Annotated in this window: 19 protein-coding genes and 2 tRNA genes; 13 read left to right on the plus strand and 8 right to left on the minus strand. The window is 42.0% G+C overall.

Going from position 1 to position 15777, the window contains the following annotated elements:
- Positions 1-34: 34 nt before the first annotated feature.
- Positions 35-754 (minus strand): M48 family metallopeptidase, encoded by a 720-nt coding sequence (locus RTS10_RS06700; RefSeq protein ID WP_312539709.1) that lies wholly within the window; start codon positions 752-754, stop codon positions 35-37.
- A gap of 12 nt (positions 755-766) precedes the next feature.
- Positions 767-1390 (minus strand): PH domain-containing protein, encoded by a 624-nt coding sequence (locus tag RTS10_RS06705; RefSeq protein ID WP_312523592.1) that lies wholly within the window; start codon positions 1388-1390, stop codon positions 767-769.
- A gap of 173 nt (positions 1391-1563) precedes the next feature.
- Between RTS10_RS06705 and RTS10_RS06710 the strand changes: the two genes are divergently transcribed.
- Positions 1564-1818, plus strand: a complete 255-nt coding sequence (locus RTS10_RS06710) for a hypothetical protein (protein WP_095356739.1) — start codon at positions 1564-1566, stop codon at positions 1816-1818.
- Between the two features lie 153 nt (positions 1819-1971).
- Here the strand turns inward: RTS10_RS06710 and hemH are convergent, their stop codons facing one another.
- Positions 1972-2991: a ferrochelatase gene (hemH, locus tag RTS10_RS06715; protein ID WP_312539710.1), complete on the minus strand. Its 1020-nt coding sequence runs from the start codon at positions 2989-2991 to the stop codon at positions 1972-1974.
- Positions 2992-3116: 125 nt separating this feature from the next.
- Positions 3117-3500, minus strand: coding sequence for a hypothetical protein (locus tag RTS10_RS06720; protein ID WP_312539711.1), 384 nt, complete (start codon positions 3498-3500; stop codon positions 3117-3119).
- Positions 3501-3675: 175 nt separating this feature from the next.
- Between RTS10_RS06720 and metX the strand changes: the two genes are divergently transcribed.
- The 4 genes from metX to RTS10_RS06740 all read left to right on the plus strand — a co-directional run bounded on the left by metX (position 3676) and on the right by RTS10_RS06740 (position 7898).
- On the plus strand, positions 3676-4842 hold the full coding sequence (metX, locus tag RTS10_RS06725) for a homoserine O-succinyltransferase MetX (RefSeq protein ID WP_312539742.1): 1167 nt from the start codon (positions 3676-3678) through the stop codon (positions 4840-4842).
- Between the two features lie 21 nt (positions 4843-4863).
- Entirely contained in the window at positions 4864-5472 is a 609-nt protein-coding gene (gene metW, locus RTS10_RS06730) for a methionine biosynthesis protein MetW (protein WP_007117232.1), read from the plus strand.
- A gap of 358 nt (positions 5473-5830) precedes the next feature.
- Positions 5831-6412 carry a tetratricopeptide repeat protein gene (locus RTS10_RS06735; RefSeq protein ID WP_007117233.1) on the plus strand — a complete coding sequence of 194 codons (582 nt, stop codon included), beginning with the start codon at positions 5831-5833 and terminating at the stop codon, positions 6410-6412.
- Positions 6413-6650: 238 nt separating this feature from the next.
- Entirely contained in the window at positions 6651-7898 is a 1248-nt protein-coding gene (locus tag RTS10_RS06740; protein ID WP_312539712.1) for an MFS transporter, read from the plus strand.
- Here RTS10_RS06740 and RTS10_RS06745 read toward each other — a convergent pair.
- Both RTS10_RS06745 and RTS10_RS06750 read right to left on the minus strand, forming a co-directional pair.
- The gene (locus RTS10_RS06745) at positions 7888-8697 is read right to left on the minus strand and encodes a DNA-methyltransferase (RefSeq protein WP_095356735.1); all 810 of its coding nucleotides are present in this window, start codon (positions 8695-8697) and stop codon (positions 7888-7890) included. The two genes, RTS10_RS06740 and RTS10_RS06745, sit on opposite strands and share 11 nt — an antisense overlap.
- Positions 8694-8909, minus strand: coding sequence for a hypothetical protein (locus RTS10_RS06750; protein ID WP_036596632.1), 216 nt, complete (start codon positions 8907-8909; stop codon positions 8694-8696). Before RTS10_RS06750 ends, RTS10_RS06745 begins: the two co-directional genes overlap by 4 nt.
- Positions 8910-8975: 66 nt before the next feature.
- On the opposite strand from RTS10_RS06750, the gene RTS10_RS06755 reads away from it, so the two are divergent.
- Together RTS10_RS06755 and RTS10_RS06760 are read left to right on the plus strand one after the other, a co-directional pair.
- Complete coding sequence (locus tag RTS10_RS06755; RefSeq protein ID WP_076775015.1) at positions 8976-9197, plus strand: helix-turn-helix domain-containing protein; 222 nt, start codon at positions 8976-8978, stop codon at positions 9195-9197.
- Positions 9197-9721, plus strand: a complete 525-nt coding sequence (locus RTS10_RS06760; protein ID WP_076775013.1) for a hypothetical protein — start codon at positions 9197-9199, stop codon at positions 9719-9721. Before RTS10_RS06755 ends, RTS10_RS06760 begins: the two co-directional genes overlap by 1 nt.
- Here RTS10_RS06760 and RTS10_RS06765 read toward each other — a convergent pair.
- Complete coding sequence (locus RTS10_RS06765; RefSeq protein ID WP_312383690.1) at positions 9695-10597, minus strand: type II restriction endonuclease; 903 nt, start codon at positions 10595-10597, stop codon at positions 9695-9697. The two genes, RTS10_RS06760 and RTS10_RS06765, sit on opposite strands and share 27 nt — an antisense overlap.
- Before the next feature lie 2 nt (positions 10598-10599).
- On the minus strand, positions 10600-11490 hold the full coding sequence (locus tag RTS10_RS06770; RefSeq protein ID WP_144918227.1) for a DNA adenine methylase: 891 nt from the start codon (positions 11488-11490) through the stop codon (positions 10600-10602).
- 129 nt (positions 11491-11619) lie between these two features.
- Between RTS10_RS06770 and ispE the strand changes: the two genes are divergently transcribed.
- The 6 genes from ispE (at position 11620) to pth (ending at position 15601) form a co-directional block, all read left to right on the plus strand.
- Positions 11620-12525, plus strand: a complete 906-nt coding sequence (gene ispE / locus RTS10_RS06775; RefSeq protein ID WP_312539714.1) for a 4-(cytidine 5'-diphospho)-2-C-methyl-D-erythritol kinase — start codon at positions 11620-11622, stop codon at positions 12523-12525.
- A 99-nt stretch (positions 12526-12624) separates the two neighbouring features.
- Positions 12625-12700, plus strand: a tRNA-Gln gene (locus tag RTS10_RS06780).
- A gap of 123 nt (positions 12701-12823) precedes the next feature.
- Positions 12824-12899: transfer RNA gene (locus tag RTS10_RS06785), tRNA-Gln, on the plus strand.
- 127 nt (positions 12900-13026) lie between these two features.
- Entirely contained in the window at positions 13027-13977 is a 951-nt protein-coding gene (locus RTS10_RS06790; RefSeq protein ID WP_007117244.1) for a ribose-phosphate pyrophosphokinase, read from the plus strand.
- Between the two features lie 273 nt (positions 13978-14250).
- Positions 14251-14976, plus strand: coding sequence for a 50S ribosomal protein L25/general stress protein Ctc (locus RTS10_RS06795; RefSeq protein WP_007117245.1), 726 nt, complete (start codon positions 14251-14253; stop codon positions 14974-14976).
- A 37-nt stretch (positions 14977-15013) separates the two neighbouring features.
- A complete protein-coding gene (pth, locus tag RTS10_RS06800; protein WP_312539717.1) occupies positions 15014-15601 on the plus strand; it encodes an aminoacyl-tRNA hydrolase in 588 nt (195 codons plus the stop codon).
- Positions 15602-15777: the final 176 nt, after the last annotated feature.

Consider the following 15777-nt stretch of genomic DNA (forward strand, 5'->3'; position numbering starts at 1 on the left):
AAAAGCCATATCAAAGCGATATGGCTTTTTTCATTTATAAATCCCCAAATTTCAACTTATCATGCCAATGTTTGTAATCTGGCATGACTCGTGCCACTTGCGCCCAAAATCGTGCCGAATGATTGGGCTCAATCAGATGACAAAGCTCATGCACCAACACATAATCCGCGCAGTCTGGGGGAAATTGCGCCAGCCAAACCGACAAGCGAATGGTTTTGGCTTGGGTGCTACAACTGCCCCATCGGGTCTTCATGGTGTAAGGCGTGATGCTATTGGCGGATTTACCCACTTTGTCTTGCCAAAACGCTTGGCGGTTTTGGATAAATTGAGTGAGCCAAAATTTATAAATATGGCGTAAGGTTTTGCCAACATCCACTCGCGCCAGCTCGCTTGGTTTTATGTGGTGCTTTAACAATAAGTCTTTAAGCACAACCTGTTGCCCTTCAAAATAAATGTTGCTTTCAAGGGTCAAATTTGCCAAATCTTTGACATCATTGATATAGGCAGGTTTTTTGGCTTTAAGTTCTTTGAGTTTTCGTTGTTTTTGCTGACAGTCGATTGCCCATGCAAGGCGATGTTCAAGCGATTGCATCAGCAGGTGTTGTGGCATACGCATGGGATAAGACACGCTGAGCAAGCTGGTAAACGGTGCTTCATCAATCGATTTGATACGAAAGTTGATATGTTTGACCCGTTTGCTTTCAATCGCAAGTTTGATACCTTGCTCAGCGTAGGCGGTGAGTACAGTTTGCATAAATTTTAGCAATTATTGACGCAAATAATGCTCAAAAATCGCCCCAAAGTCATAATTACGAATGGTCTTTAAACGCTCGCCATAGGCATTTTCTACTTGTGCGACAGTTTGGTTGATGACATCCGGCAAATTGAGCACCACGTTTTCTGACAATTCGCGTAAGCTAAACATACTGGTGACGGTATTAAAGGATTTTTCTAGCACCGTTTCTTCATGGGCAATGCGTTTGCACTGCTCGCTAATCGCAGTCAGCGCCTTATAGATGTCGCGGATTTGCTCGATTTGATTTTTGTCGATATCAATCGAAAACGCCACACCGCCCAAGCTAAATTTTAGCTCAGCATCCATATCCATCGTGCCTGCGGTCTCAATCATGATATTGGCGGGCTGAAAATTGCGGTACGGATAGCGTTTTAGCAAGCGTTTTTTACTGGTCGCCGACTGCCCATCAAGGTGGATAAAGGCGACATTGGTAAAGCAATATTCGTCCATTTTTGACTTAATCACAAAATAAATGCGCTCGTTATCTTCATGAAAAATATAGTCATCAATATCGGTTTGGTTAAACTGACTGGCTGGGATGATTTTACCGATGTCACTTAAACCCAATGCATCTGAGGCAAGATTTTTAAACATAGTCACTTCCTGTTTTATCCATAAAAATTGTTAAAAACGCTGTCTGTGCGAAAAACTGTTTTCGATAACATAACACAAATATCACATTGGCAACATAGATGTCATGCTGATTACTGGCTATGATAACGCCATAACACTGATAATAAACAATAAATCAAAATGAAGGAACAACAATGAAAGCCAAACCAACATCTAGCAATTTGACCGATATTGATTCGGATAGTTTTACTGTGCAATTGGATGATGAATCCTTGTCATCAAGCCATATTGAAGCGGGTGAAAGTGGTTTGACCGCGATTCATCGCCAAAATATTGATGAGCAGCGGATTGATGAATTACTGGTTGAGGATAGCTTTAGCGAAGAGCACTATCCGACTATTGGTGATATCGCTGACCCTGATGCCGCAGATGAAAGTTATAAAGACTGATTTTATGTACTGAAATTTCTTGTATTTAAAGGTCAAAAACAAACGCCAAAAAGGTTGGTAAGTTACCAACCTTTTTTATTGACTTGCAGTTAATAAGACTTGCTATTAATGCGCTTAATAATCCGCTTTCAGCCCAAGCTTTAACAATAAATGTTAATACCAACCTTGCAGATTTTGTTGCCACGCTTGCACGTGTGGCAATGCCAGTGATTCAAATAAATCAATATGCGTAGCATCTACATTGAGTGCAGGGATATAATGATAGTCCCCACCGCCATTGGACTGGAATGTCTGTCGATTTTCGACTGCCAACTCTTCTAGCGTCTCTAAGCAATCTGCCGAAAATGCCGGACTCAGCACCTGTACTGACTTGATGCCTTGCTTGCCCCACTCAGTTAAGGTGACATCCGTATAAGGTTTGACCCATTCTTGCTTACCAAAGCGTGATTGAAAACTACATTCCCACTCATGACGCTCAAGCCCCAACACTTGCGCCAAATGCGCTGCCGTACAGCGACAACGTCTGGCATACGGATCGCCTTTTTGCTCATACGGCTCGGGAATCCCGTGAAAACTCAATAGCAGTTTTTCAGGTTTGCCATGTTCAGCTTGGAAGCGTTTGACGCTCTCAGCCAAGGCGTGGATGTATTGCGGATGGGCAAAATAATCTTTGACAAAGCTGATGCTGGGTAAATTACGCTGCTTAAGCCCCCATTTGGCGACGACATCAAACACCGCGCCAGTGGTGGAACCGGAAAACTGCGGATAAGCTGGCAACATTACGATTTGCTCTACTTTTTTGGCATTTAGTGCCGATAGCACATCTGTTAACGCAGGTTTGCCATAGGTCATGGCAGCATGGACGCTTACTTTGCAAGGCAGTTGATGTTGGTCAAAACGCTGCTGCAACAAGTCCACTTGGGCAAGCGTGATTTTACGCAGTGGGGAATCACCGTCCCACACGCTAGCATAGGCGTGGGCAACCCGTTTGGGGCGACTGCGTAGCACAAACAAGTTTAAGATGATTTGCCAGATAAACTGCGGGATTTCAATCACGCGCGGATCGGACAAAAATTGTTTGAGATAGCGGCGCACCGCTGCTTCAGTTGGTGCATCGGGTGTTCCCAAATTCACAAGGACAACGGCAATTTCAGGTGGGTTGCTTGGCTTCATAATTTGTCTTTAATCCAAAAAATCATAAAAAAAGTGGGGTTAAGATTAGCATATTTACTAAGGTGCGCGTACTGGATAATCACCTGAAATTGCTCAATTGTTGCATTTTTTAAGCTATACTTGAATCAATGACAACCTAGCCCACCCATCACCAATAGCGCATCCACTAGGCGAGAATTTTGTTCAGAGGGTATGGGGCTTTTAGCAGGACTTTTACTTTTAAAGATTGCGTTTTGTGAGGGGCTGCTAGCTGACTCACCGTCTGATTGGTGGTTATGCTGTTTGGGCTGTTGGTTTTGATAGTGGTTTTGGTGGCTGTTTGGATGGCTGAGGGGATGATGGCTTTGATGATGGCTCACCATCGTGTCGCTTGTAACTGTAATAGCATTGGCAGCCAAAACCGATGTTGGCTGATGAAACGCTAAATACGTCAATGCCAAAAATCCCGTGAGCGCCAATCCCGTGAGCGATAGGAATGTATGGTGGGGTGATGATGCTAAATTTGGCATTTGAATTCCAAGTTGTGATAACCCATATAAACCCTTACAATAGCTATACTTTTAATGCGTTATCAATCAAAAATTAGTGAGAAAGCGGGTGAGCACACAGCAACACAAACCACATGCCAAGATTTTACCTGAAGCTGAATTGACTGTCCCCAAAAATTTTGACGACGATCATCCTATTAGTTTTGCCAAATCTGGTGGCAAATCTGTGGGTATCGTCACACCGCAAAAAATTCATTTTGATACCCCATTGACGCTAGAATGCAATCGCACGCTGCCGTTTTTTGATTTAATGGTGGAAACTTATGGCGAGCTCAACGCCGATAAATCCAATGCGATATTGATTTGTCATGCGCTATCGGGCAGTCATCATGCGGCTGGCTATCATAGTAGTGATGATAAAAAAGCCGGCTGGTGGGATACTTTTATCGGTCCTGGCAAAGCGATTGATACCACGCGTTTTTTTGTGGTGTGTCTTAACAACATTGGTAGCTGCTACGGCTCGACCGGTCCAACCAGTACCAACCCAGAAACCGGCAAGCCGTATGGTCCAGATTTTCCCTTAGTCACCATCAAAGACTGGGTAAAAACACAAGTCATGCTCTCTGACTATCTGGGCATTGACATCTGGCATGCCATTGTTGGTGGCTCAATGGGCGGCATGCAAGCCATGCAGTGGTCAATTGATTATCCGAGTCGGCTCAAAAAATGCCTGGTCATTGCCAGCACGCCGAAGCTGTCTGCGCAAAATATCGCCTTTAACGAAGTGGCACGCCAATCGATTTTATCCGATCCTGATTTTTGCGAAGGACGCTATATCGAGCAAGGCAAAATCCCCAAACGCGGTTTGATTTTGGCGCGTATGGTCGGTCATATCACTTATCTCACTGATGAAGCGATGCGGGTGAAATTTGGACGCGATTTAAAAGCCGGCAAGCTGATGTTCAATTACGATGTAGAGTTTCAAGTGGAAAGTTATTTACGCTATCAAGGTGAGCAGTTTAGTGAACGTTTTGATGCCAATACCTATTTGCTGATGACTAAAGCCTTGGATTATTTTGACCCGGCGCGTGGCGCGATTGCGGATGACAGTCTCAATGATAGCTTGACTGATACCGATGCGCTACGGTTGGCATTGGCAAATACCCAATGTAAGTTTTTAATTATATCCTTTACCACCGATTGGCGGTTTAGCCCAGAGCGCTCGCAAGAAATTGTGGATGCGCTAATTGCCAATGGTAAGCCCGTAAGCTATATCAATATCGATGCCGCCTATGGGCATGATTCGTTTTTGTTTGATATTCCAACCTATCGTCAATCGGTATTTAATTTTTTAACGGCTTAACTTAGATTTAACGAGAATTGAATGAAAATCGACCATCAACTTGCCGAACGCTGGATCAAACCCAATGCCAAAGTCTTAGATTTAGGCTGTGGCAACGGTGATTTACTCGCGCATTTGCAAAACAAATTGGGCGTATTTGGCTATGGTATCGAAATCGACCAAACTAAAATCAATGACTGTGTTACCAAAGGCGTTAACGTCATTGAGCAAGACTTAAATGATGGGTTGGCGCGGTTTGCCGACGCAAGCTTTGACACGGTGGTGATGGCGCGTGCCCTACAAGCGGTCAAAGAGCCCGACCAACTACTTCTCGATATGGTACGTGTTGGCAAAGAAGTGATTGTCACTTTCCCTAATTTTGCGCATTGGCAAAACCGTATTCACTTGGGTATCAAAGGCATGATGCCAATGTCTGAAGCCCTGCCGTTTGCTTGGTACAACACGCCGAATATTCACTTGTGTACCTTTAAAGACTTTGAAAAGCTGTGTGATGACAATGACATCCGTATCATCAATCGTTTTGCGGTACAAGAAAGTGAAAAGCCCTATCCTTGGCTACTTGCACAAATCATCCGCAAAAACCCCAACTTACTTGCCGATGTGGCCATTTATCGGGTTACCAAAAACTAAGCTGTTTTATCGCTGATTCTATGCCTATGAAAATTTGGTAAGCGGATAAATTATAGTCTAGTCTAACAATATGTCACAAAAGTAAAGCCCTACACGACACCAAGTGTCGCAAGACTTTGTTTCCTCTGTGAAATATTGTAACAACTGTTTACATTTTCCCTTAAATATTTGAAACGCAAAGCAAACAGTGTTAACCTAAAACAATCAAAAGATTGCGTTATCCTATTAAAACATAACGAACAGCTAAATCATTGTAAAATTTAAGATTTTCTGTTAATTCGTTTACCTATTTATTAAGTTATTTTATCTAAACCTAGGCAAGCTTGCGATGGCTGCAGCTTGATACTCGGAGTTGGTTATGAAATTATTAAAAGTCACCGTATTAACTGCATTTTTAGGCTTATCTGGCGTTGCAAGCGCTGAACTGGTTGCCAATATTCCACTCAATGGCTCACGCTATGACAGCATGGAACCGATGGCATTACTAAGCCAAGCTAAATCTGGCAACCAACAAGCCCAATTCTTCCTAGCCAAACGCTACCAAAAAGGTCTCGGCATTCAGCAAAACTTCCAACAAGCCATCCAGTGGTACACCACCGCCGCCAAACAAGACATTGCACCTGCACAATTAAATCTTGCCATGATGTATATCCGTGGCGAAGGCGTGCAGCCTAATGCTGGGCAAGCGCGTTATTGGTTAGAAAAAGCGGCAAAACTGGGTGATAACCGTGCCAGCTATACCCTAGCCATGCTAGATGAAAAAGAAAAGAAATTGGTCGATGCCTACAAATGGTATGACCTAGCGGCTCGAGACGGCATGCTATCAGACCAAGTACGCACCCGCGCGCAAAGCAAAATCGGTCAATTGGCATTAAACTTGTCCTCACAAGACATCGCCACTGCACGTAGCCGTGCGGATTCTTGGTTCCAAAGCAAGTAAGTTTAATACAACGAATGCTTGGTTAAGTGTTAAGCTAACCATTAAAGTCTATGAAACCCTAGTATTTACTAGGGTTTTTTGTTTTTATGGGTTAAATTAATCAAGATTGCTCGGCGCACATTGATTATATGAAATCGCGCATTCATGGATTTTTTTGTACAGTTTTATGCGTCAGATACTAGCGCGTTAGCCAAGTAGTTGCCACCCCAGTTTTTGTTACCTTTTTTGGATATTCCCTATGCCAAGCTCTAACCTACCGTCAAAAAATCAGCTTTGGCTGTTAGTCGCCGCCGCTGCGGTTATTTTATTGATTACGTCTGGGATTCGCCTATCGCTTGGGTTATTTATCAAACCGATTGATGCTAGCGCGCATATTGGCATTGTGCAAATCAGTTTTGCCTTAGCGGTGACACAGCTAATGTGGGGCGTGTCACAGCCTGTGACAGGGGCATTGGCGGATAAGTTTGGCGCATGGCGGGTACTGTTGTTCGGTACTTTGCTACTGGCGATTGGCTGTTTTAGTGTGCCGTATTTTGTCAGTGCCGGTGGTTTGGTGGTCACGCTTGGGATTTTGGTCGCATTTGGGACAGGTGCGGGTAGTTTTTCAGTGCTGATGGGGCAAGTAGCGAATCAGACCCCACCCCATATGCGCGGCACTGCATCGGGTATTATTAATGCAGGTAGCTCGTTTGGGCAATTTTTATTTGCGCCGATTTTACAAGGGTTAATTGCCCTGCCAGTGGTAGGTTGGACAGGGGCAATGTATTTTATGGCAGGGACAAGTTTGCTTTGTTTGCCGCTGGCTTATTATCTCACGCAGGGTAACAATGTAGGTAAACATGCGCCTGCCGCTTCGTCGGCGGTTGCCAATAACCAAGCCCACGAAACGCTATCACAATGCATTCGACGCGCGCTTAGCGATCGTAACTACTGGCTGCTGCATATCGGCTTTTTTACCTGTGGTTTTCATATTGCGTTTTTGGTCACTCATTTGCCGATGGAAGTGACGTTGGCGGGTCTTGGTAGCAATGTTGCCTCTTGGTCGCTCGCGTTGATTGGCTTATCAAATGTGGTCGGCAGTTTGTTTGTCGGTTGGTGTGTGGGTCATTTTCGCAGTAAATATATTTTGTTTTGGATGTATTTGAGCCGTACTATCTTGATTGCGATTTTCTTGATGGCGCCTAAGACGGCAACGACTTTTTTTATATTTGCGGTTAGCTTGGGTCTAACTTGGCTTGCCACCGTACCCCCGACTGCGGCAACCGTCGGCAAGTTGTATGGGGTCAAATATTTGGCGACCTTGTTTGGATTGGTGTTGTTTAGTCACCAAGTTGGCGGGTTTTTGGGCGCTTACTTGGGGGGAATTGTGGTTGATAAATTTGGTAATTATCAGTATATGTGGTATGCCGATATGGCGCTGGCTGCCTTGGCTGCTGTGCTCAATCTACCGATTCAAGAGCCAAAAATGATGAAAGCTACAAGCTAATCTGTTGCTTTACTCTCTCTTTAAAATATTGGCGTGATTTTTCATCCAACCCAAGATAGCGATTTTTGCTTAAGGTTAAAAAATTACTATCTTGGTCAACTCCGATAAATTTTCTACCAAATAAATTGGCAGCAATACCTGTTGTCGATGAGCCTGTAAATGGGTCAAGCACGAGATCATTGGCTTTGGTAGAGGCCAAAACAATCCTTGACAACAATCCTAACGGTTTTTGCGTAGGATGTTTGCCAAATTGCTTTTCCCAGCTTGATACCGCAGGCAGACGCCAAACATCTTTCATTTGTTTGTCACCATTGAGCGACTTCATTAATTCATAATCAAAGTAATGCGGAATTTTTGGGTTTTTTCTTGCCCAGATTATCCATTCAGTTGAATAGGTGAAATAGCGACAAGAAAAATTTGGCGGTGGATTGGGTTTTTCCCAAGTTATCATGTTTAAGATTTTAAAATTGAGTTGTGATAATACTCGCCCTAGCGTAAAAATATTGTGGTGGGTTCCACTCATCCAAATCGTGCCATTATCTGCCAACATTCGCTTTGCTTGGCTTAGCCAATCATAAGTAAAAATATAGACTTCATTATCATCACTAAATTTATCCCATTCGCCCTTATTAACAGATTGCACCATGCCATTTTTTACCGTTAATCCGTCATTGGATAAAAAATAAGGCGGATCAGCAAAAATCATATTGATAGATTTATCATGGATAGTTGGTAGGATGTGCAAACTATCGCCTTGCAACAACGTAAAGTCCTGCGATTGTGATTGATAAAAAATCATTCCATCATATCCGCAATAAAGTGCAACATTGACGCGATATCATAACTCCCTTCTAAAAAACCCATATTTTCACAACCATCAGGAATGAAAACCGTCTGGTTTTCTAATCGACTATCCAAGCTAAGCATTCGCAAGGTATTCACAATTTTGCCTTTGATGCCTTCATCCGCTAGCCATTCACAATCATCATTGAACTTGTAAGCAACATGCATGTCAATAATTCCAAAATAATACTTATTGTGTGTAGTTTATTTTAAACAATGAGTGAGAATAACGCAATGGAAAATGACATTTTAATCAAGTTTGGGCAAAAAATTCGCCAACTGCGTAAAGCTAAAAACCTCAGTCAAGAGCAGTTAGCAGAACTGACAGGGTTTCATCGTAACTATATTGGGATGGTCGAACGTGGCGAGCGAAATCCTGCACTAATCAATATTGAGATTTTTGCTAACGCGTTTGATTTGTCGTTAAGTGAATTATTTGAATTTAAGGATAAATAATGGCAAGACAGCCTAATAGTTTTGGCGGTGGGGCACAAACCAATATTAATGGTCTAACCTTTGAAAGAGACATGAATCTTTTGACAGTGATTGATGCTCTACCTAATTTTCATACGGTAAATAATAAAATTTATTTGAAAAATATTTTGGTCGCTGAACATTTTTCTAAGTATGGCTTGTACAAGAATTACTTATTGCTTAATCAAATAAATTGGCAAGATTTTATTAGCTCTCAATTATTGCCTGATGATGTATTAATTACCCAAAAGTCATGTTATATCATAGAGAAAAAGTTTCAAAATACAGGCGGGTCAGTTGATGAGAAACTGACAACTTTTCCTTTTAAAACCCAGCAATATCAAAAAATGTTTACCCCTTTAGGAAAACAAGTTCATTTTTATTACTTACTAAGCGAATGGTTTGATAAGCCTAAATATAAAGACCCGTTGCAATATATTCGAGATAATCAATCGGACTACTTTTTTAATGTTGCTGACTTACTTAATAAGATTGTTTGGGAATAAAATTTTACCCAAATAATCATCTTTTAACATTTCAATATTGAGCAAAATATTGTTGCGTTCAAAATAGTCTTTTAATGGATTTTTAGTTTTCAGCCAACCTTTCCCATCAGTCACCCAAATAAAAGTAACCTCTTGAGCCTGCCAAAAGCGGCTCATTTCGATATATTCAGTTGCGGTGGATTTTAACTTTGAGCCACCACCGCCATAAAAATTGCACTCGATAAAAAATAACTGCGCATCTTTTTTGATTACAAAATCGATGATTCTCGAAGATTTATCAACAGCAATATCGATGCCCCAAACTTCTTTAATCTTTTTGGCGTTGGCTTGAGCCAAATAAGCTAAATTATGTTCATGACAAAATATGGCGACAAAGGATTCAACGAGTTTTTCCATCGATGTACCACCACGATTTTTTCGACCGTTGGAATCAAGTCCAACTTCTACACCAATACAATAGTCAGGGATACTTTTAATTTGCTTGGTTTTGATCAATTCCGCAAAACCACTCTCAATCAAGAGATTTACCACATCGTGAATTTTTTCATCTGTGACTTCTTTTAAATTGAAGTCAAAATTTTTATAAATAAAAGCCGTGCTATCAATCAAAACTTCAACTGATTTATCTCGAATTGCCAAAAGAGTGGGTACTGTCTTAATTGTCTTCGGATAAGTCTTAAGAATATCGAACAATGCCGCTTCGATATCTTCTTTACCAATGGCAGTGTTTAACAAATTCAGCTCTTTTTCGATTGGGGTAATATTTTTAAACACCTTTCCCCAGTTCACAAAATAATCAAACTGAGTGATACCTTTTAAATTTAGTGTCTCAATGAACTTCTCAAAATGTTCATCTGCAAACAATTGACTATCCATAATTAATAATTCCGTATTAACAATTCATTGACGGCTTGACGACTGGTTGATTTTGCCCCAATAGCACGATTAGCGGTTACTCGCTCTATATTAAAATCTTGATAAAGATTATCAAAAAAATCATCATACTTGCTGTGCGTCGTTGGGTCGGAATTACTTAATAAAAACTGATGTCCCAATTTATCAATTTTTTGGCAAAACCCATGCAGCCGACGTTGCTCACTGTCATCAAAAACTTGATGAGAATAAGCAGTAAAACTTGCTGTTTCGCTAATCGGGCGATAAGGTGGATCAAGATAAAACCAGCAAGGTAAGTCGTTTGGTAGCGCTTTAATCGTTTGCTCGTAGTCACCCTGTAAAATCACGACTTTTTGCAACGCGTCAGAGACTGCAAGTAATAATGCTTTATCCAAAAAAATCGGTCTTTTATAACTACCTATTGGCACATTAAACTGATTTTTTTTATTAACTCGATATAGCCCATTAAAACTGGATTTATTCAAAAATATAAATAAACTGGCTTGCTTCACTGGATCAAGATTTCTTTGATTGAAACTTGCACGTTTAGCATAAAAATAAGGCGTTTTTGCATCTTTATCTAACAACTTATCATAATCTCTTTGCAAGTTATCTAACTCAATCATTAATTGTTGAACATCTGCCTTGATAACCTGATAGACATTTATTAGATCTTCATTAAAGTCATTAATAATAAGTTTTTTTAAATATTTTAAGTTAGATAATGCCCAAAAACTGACCGCACCCCCACCCAGAAATGGCTCAATCATGCAGAAATCTTGATTGGCTGTATAATTTGGCAAACGTGCTTGTATATCACCGATGAGTTGTGATTTACCGCCAGCCCATTTTAGAAAAGGTTTAAGTTGAGACATTTTTTAAATTTGAACATCGAATCAAAAAGGATAGGCATTATAGCACAGCCGATTTTTATCCTTTCAATGAACTTCAATGCAAATTGATGTGTTAGAATTTTAAGCAAACCTGTCACTCATTATAAAAATATGCCGACCCTTACCCAACAATCCCCTGCCAAAATCAATTTATTTTTACATATTACCGGTAAACGCCCCGACGGCTATCACAATCTACAAACCGTATTTCGGCTGATAGATTTGTACGATACGCTCACTTTTAGCCATACAGATAAAACCATTGGCGATAATTTACCCGTCACCCTGTCCAATGCCGAGCACGTCACCGACACCCCTGCCGACAATCTGATTATTAAAGCGGCCATTGCCTTATTAGCCTTTGCCAAAAATCATCAAATTTTGAGTGACTCGCAAATCGCCCAATTACCGATTGTTGATATTCACCTCGATAAACACATTCCGATGGGGGCAGGCTTGGGCGGGGGTTCGTCTAATTGTGCGACAGCCCTGATGACGCTCAATACCTTATGGCGACTGGGATTGAGAAATGAGCAGCTACGCCTCATTGGCGCAAAACTGGGCGCGGATGTACCGATATTTATTTTTGGCAAAGATGCCATTGCTGAAGGCATTGGTGAGATTTTAACGCCGATTGACTTGCCTGCGCAGCAATTTTTATTGCTAAAACCCGATGCCCATATCAGCACGGCTGAACTTTTCGTCCATCCGCTGTTAAAACGGGATTGCGCAAGCCTTTCTCATGACTATTTAAAAAGCCATTGCCATGCCTTTACCAATGAGTTAACCGATGGCTTTACCAATGTTTTTGAACCTGTAGTATGTGCCTTATCTGCAGACGTCAACGCCGCGATGAATGTTTTAATGACGCTTGCCGCCAACACCCACACCACACCGCGCATGACGGGCTCAGGGAGCTGTGTGTTTTTGCCAGTACCTAGCGATGTTGATAAAAATAGCATTAAACACGGTCTGCAGTCCTCACCTTTTCAGGCGTATTGGGTGCATACGCTGTAACAAAGTTTTGAGAAATCAACAATTGCAAAAATTTTGATGTTTATGCCCAAAAAAAGCTTGCAATTTTATGTTTTTTGGTTAAAATATCGCTTCCAATATAGGGGTATCGCCAAGTTGGTAAGGCACCAGGTTTTGATCCTGGCATCCGTTGGTTCGAGTCCAGCTACCCCTGCCATATTCAAAGATGTACAGATTTTCTTGTGCCTCACGTAGTAAAAATTTTGTCATAAAATCTGCGCTGTTCAAGACATTTTACATTGACAAAATCGCCTAAAATCGGTATAGTTCGCACCGTCACAGGGGTATCGCCAAGTTGGTAAGGCACCAGGTTTTGATCCTGGCATTCGTTGGTTCGAGTCCAGCTACCCCTGCCATTTTCTTTACTAACCCATTTTTAGTAGTTGACGTAATGACGTTTTTCTCATCCTAATTGTAAAAGTTAGTTGATGAGTTTTTTTGTTTGATGAAACCGTCGTTGGTCTAGAAAAATAGGACTCGCATATGCCTTATTTGGCGATTTTTACCGGAAATGCCCATCCAGAATTGGCAAAAAATGTCACCAATCACTTACATATTCCGCTAGGACGTGCCGATGTGACGCGTTTTTCGGATGGTGAAGTCGCGGTTGAAATCCAAGAGAATGTACGTGGTAAAGACGTCTTTATCCTACAATCAACTTGCTCACCGACCAATGACAATTTGATGGAAATCATGGTAATGGCAGATGCCTTGCGCCGTGCTAGTGCAGGTCGTATTACGGCAGTGATGCCCTATTTTGGTTATGCGCGTCAAGACCGTCGTCCTCGCTCAGCGCGTGTCCCTATCTCAGCAAAAGTGGTCGCTGATATGCTCAATATCGTGAGCATTGACCGTGTCGTTACCGTGGACTTGCACTCAGACCAGATTCAAGGTTTTTTTGATATCCCTGTAGACAATATTTACGGTACGCCGGTTTTATTTAAAGATTTACGTGAGCAAAAATACGATAACTTGATGGTAGTATCCCCTGACGTAGGCGGTGTGGTTCGTGCCCGTGCAATGGCAAAACAGTTAGGCGATGCCGATATGGCAATTATTGATAAACGCCGCGCCAAAGCCAACGAATCAGAAGTGATGCATATTATCGGTGATGTTAAAGACCGCGATTGCGTGATTATTGATGATATGGTGGATACCGCAGGTACCCTGTGTAAAGCCGCTGCCGCATTAAAAGAACGTGGCGCGCGCCGTGTGGTGGGTTACATCACCCACCCAGTATTGTCAGGTAAAGCAATCCAAACAATTGCCGCGTCAGTGCTTGATGAACTTGTCGTAACCGATACTATCCCACTGTCAGATGCCGCAAAAAACACGGGCAAAATTCGCCAAGTGACCATTGCACCTATGCTGGCTGAAGCGCTACGTCGTATCAACAATGAAGAATCATTGAGTGCGATGTTTGACATTATGTAGGTAATTTTAGGCAATGTTAGCCAGCATGTGGAATGCGGGCTTATCGGCTACGCCCATGTTGCTATTATTAACTTGCTATTTACAAAATAATTGTTAAAGTTTTGCTATTTTTTTGAAAAATGGCGTATAACGCATAAATTGGTCGCAAATTTATGCTTTTTTTCACTCGCTAGTTACTTGCTAATTTTTATAAGCAGAGCGTTGTAAGTAAAGGCAAACAGCCAAATCATACTGACAAGGCATCCCTGACTAGCCTAACCCAAGGAAACTCCCATGAGTAACCAAACTTTTGAATTAAACGCTGTCGTACGTGGCGACGAGTTACAAGGTAAAGGTGCGAGCCGCCGCCTTCGTAAACAAAACCTAGTACCAGCAATCGTATACGGTGCGGACAAAGAGCCAGCCTCTATTGCTATCCGTTACAATGAATTGATTAAATCACTTGAAACAGAAAGTTTCTTCTCTCACATTTTGACCATCAACGTAGAAGGTCAAGGTACGGAAGAAGTGGTGATTAAAGCACTACAACGTCATCCAGCCAAAAACACCCCAATGCACGCTGACTTCCAACGTATCGTCCGTGGTCAAGCGATGCACATCACTGTTCCTGTACACTATGTAGGCGCTGAAGATGCACCAGGTCATAAAGCAGGCGGTATCTTTGTATCGAATGCCACTGAACTTGAAATCACTGCTATTCCTTCAAAAATCCCAGAATACTTGACAGTCGATGTATCTGGCATGAACGTCGGTGATTCGATTCACTTGTTAGATATCCAGTTACCTGAAGGCGTTGCCATTCGTGAGCTTGAAGTGACTGAACCGTTTAACCGTACCGTGGCTACTATGCAAGCGCCAACGGTGGAAGTTGAAGAGCCAATCGAGCCAGAAGCAAATGAAGAAGCTGCAGGTACTCGTGATCCTGAAGGTGACGAAGAAGCACGTAAGCTTCAAGCACAAGATGACACCCATGATGCCCCAAAATCTGATGATGAATAATCATTTGTCATTTGCCGCTTAAGTTGGAATAATCAGCGTGTCAAAACTGAAACTGATTGTCGGACTTGGCAACCCAGGTCAGCAGTATGCCCAAACACGGCATAATGCTGGCTTTTGGTTTGTGGAGCGTATAAGCGAGACGTTTAACATCACCATGACGTTGGATAAAAAATTTCATGGTTTGGTTGGACGTAGCGTAGTGTATGGCATGGATATACGCTTATTGTTACCGCATACTTTTATGAATAAATCAGGGGAAGCGGTGGTGCCGATGGTGAATTTTTATGGCATCCACAATGACGAACTGCTGATTGTTCATGATGAGCTTGACCTTGATGTGGGTCGTATGCGCTTAAAAACAGGCGGTGGTCATGGCGGTCATAATGGACTGCGTGATATCGTGCCGCATATCGGTGCAGATTTTCACCGTTTACGTTTGGGTATTGGTCATCCAGGACATAAGTCCAAAGTATCGGGTTATGTGCTTGGCAAACCGACCGCTGATGAGCAAATCGCATTTGACAGTATGCTAGATGCTGCCATGCGTACCCTGCCCGATTTGGTAACAGGTGACTTAGCCAAAGCCCAGCAAGCCATCAATAGTTTTAAACTACCTAATGCCTAACGTTAACCAAAGGATAAGATTGATAAATCTTGGGGTCTATCCTTGAACTTTTATTTTCCTTCCATATATTGATTGCAAGATGGATGAATTTTTCACCTGATATTTCAATCATGTTTAACTTTTATCGAGTTGGTTAATAGCCTCTCATGACTAGCCTGCTCACTTTTACCACAATG

Source organism: Moraxella sp. CTOTU47616 (assembly GCF_032017465.1).
In the GTDB taxonomy this organism is placed as follows: domain Bacteria; phylum Pseudomonadota; class Gammaproteobacteria; order Pseudomonadales; family Moraxellaceae; genus Faucicola; species Faucicola tetraodonis.

What these genes read in the sequence shown, in the direction of transcription:
- RTS10_RS06700 (WP_312539709.1), bottom strand. Translation starts at nt 754, where the DNA reads ATGCAAACTGTACTCACCGCCTACGCTGAGCAAGGTATCAAACTTGCG.
- RTS10_RS06705 (WP_312523592.1), bottom strand. Translation starts at nt 1,390, where the DNA reads ATGTTTAAAAATCTTGCCTCAGATGCATTGGGTTTAAGTGACATCGGT.
- RTS10_RS06710 (WP_095356739.1), top strand. Translation starts at nt 1,564, where the DNA reads ATGAAAGCCAAACCAACATCTAGCAATTTGACCGATATTGATTCGGAT.
- hemH (WP_312539710.1), bottom strand. Translation starts at nt 2,991, where the DNA reads ATGAAGCCAAGCAACCCACCTGAAATTGCCGTTGTCCTTGTGAATTTG.
- RTS10_RS06720 (WP_312539711.1), bottom strand. Translation starts at nt 3,500, where the DNA reads ATGCCAAATTTAGCATCATCACCCCACCATACATTCCTATCGCTCACG.
- metW (WP_007117232.1), top strand. Translation starts at nt 4,864, where the DNA reads ATGAAAATCGACCATCAACTTGCCGAACGCTGGATCAAACCCAATGCC.
- RTS10_RS06735 (WP_007117233.1), top strand. Translation starts at nt 5,831, where the DNA reads ATGAAATTATTAAAAGTCACCGTATTAACTGCATTTTTAGGCTTATCT.
- RTS10_RS06740 (WP_312539712.1), top strand. Translation starts at nt 6,651, where the DNA reads ATGCCAAGCTCTAACCTACCGTCAAAAAATCAGCTTTGGCTGTTAGTC.
- RTS10_RS06745 (WP_095356735.1), bottom strand. Translation starts at nt 8,697, where the DNA reads ATGATTTTTTATCAATCACAATCGCAGGACTTTACGTTGTTGCAAGGC.
- RTS10_RS06750 (WP_036596632.1), bottom strand. Translation starts at nt 8,909, where the DNA reads ATGCATGTTGCTTACAAGTTCAATGATGATTGTGAATGGCTAGCGGAT.
- RTS10_RS06755 (WP_076775015.1), top strand. Translation starts at nt 8,976, where the DNA reads ATGGAAAATGACATTTTAATCAAGTTTGGGCAAAAAATTCGCCAACTG.
- RTS10_RS06760 (WP_076775013.1), top strand. Translation starts at nt 9,197, where the DNA reads ATGGCAAGACAGCCTAATAGTTTTGGCGGTGGGGCACAAACCAATATT.
- RTS10_RS06765 (WP_312383690.1), bottom strand. Translation starts at nt 10,597, where the DNA reads ATGGATAGTCAATTGTTTGCAGATGAACATTTTGAGAAGTTCATTGAG.
- RTS10_RS06770 (WP_144918227.1), bottom strand. Translation starts at nt 11,490, where the DNA reads ATGTCTCAACTTAAACCTTTTCTAAAATGGGCTGGCGGTAAATCACAA.
- ispE (WP_312539714.1), top strand. Translation starts at nt 11,620, where the DNA reads ATGCCGACCCTTACCCAACAATCCCCTGCCAAAATCAATTTATTTTTA.
- RTS10_RS06790 (WP_007117244.1), top strand. Translation starts at nt 13,027, where the DNA reads ATGCCTTATTTGGCGATTTTTACCGGAAATGCCCATCCAGAATTGGCA.
- RTS10_RS06795 (WP_007117245.1), top strand. Translation starts at nt 14,251, where the DNA reads ATGAGTAACCAAACTTTTGAATTAAACGCTGTCGTACGTGGCGACGAG.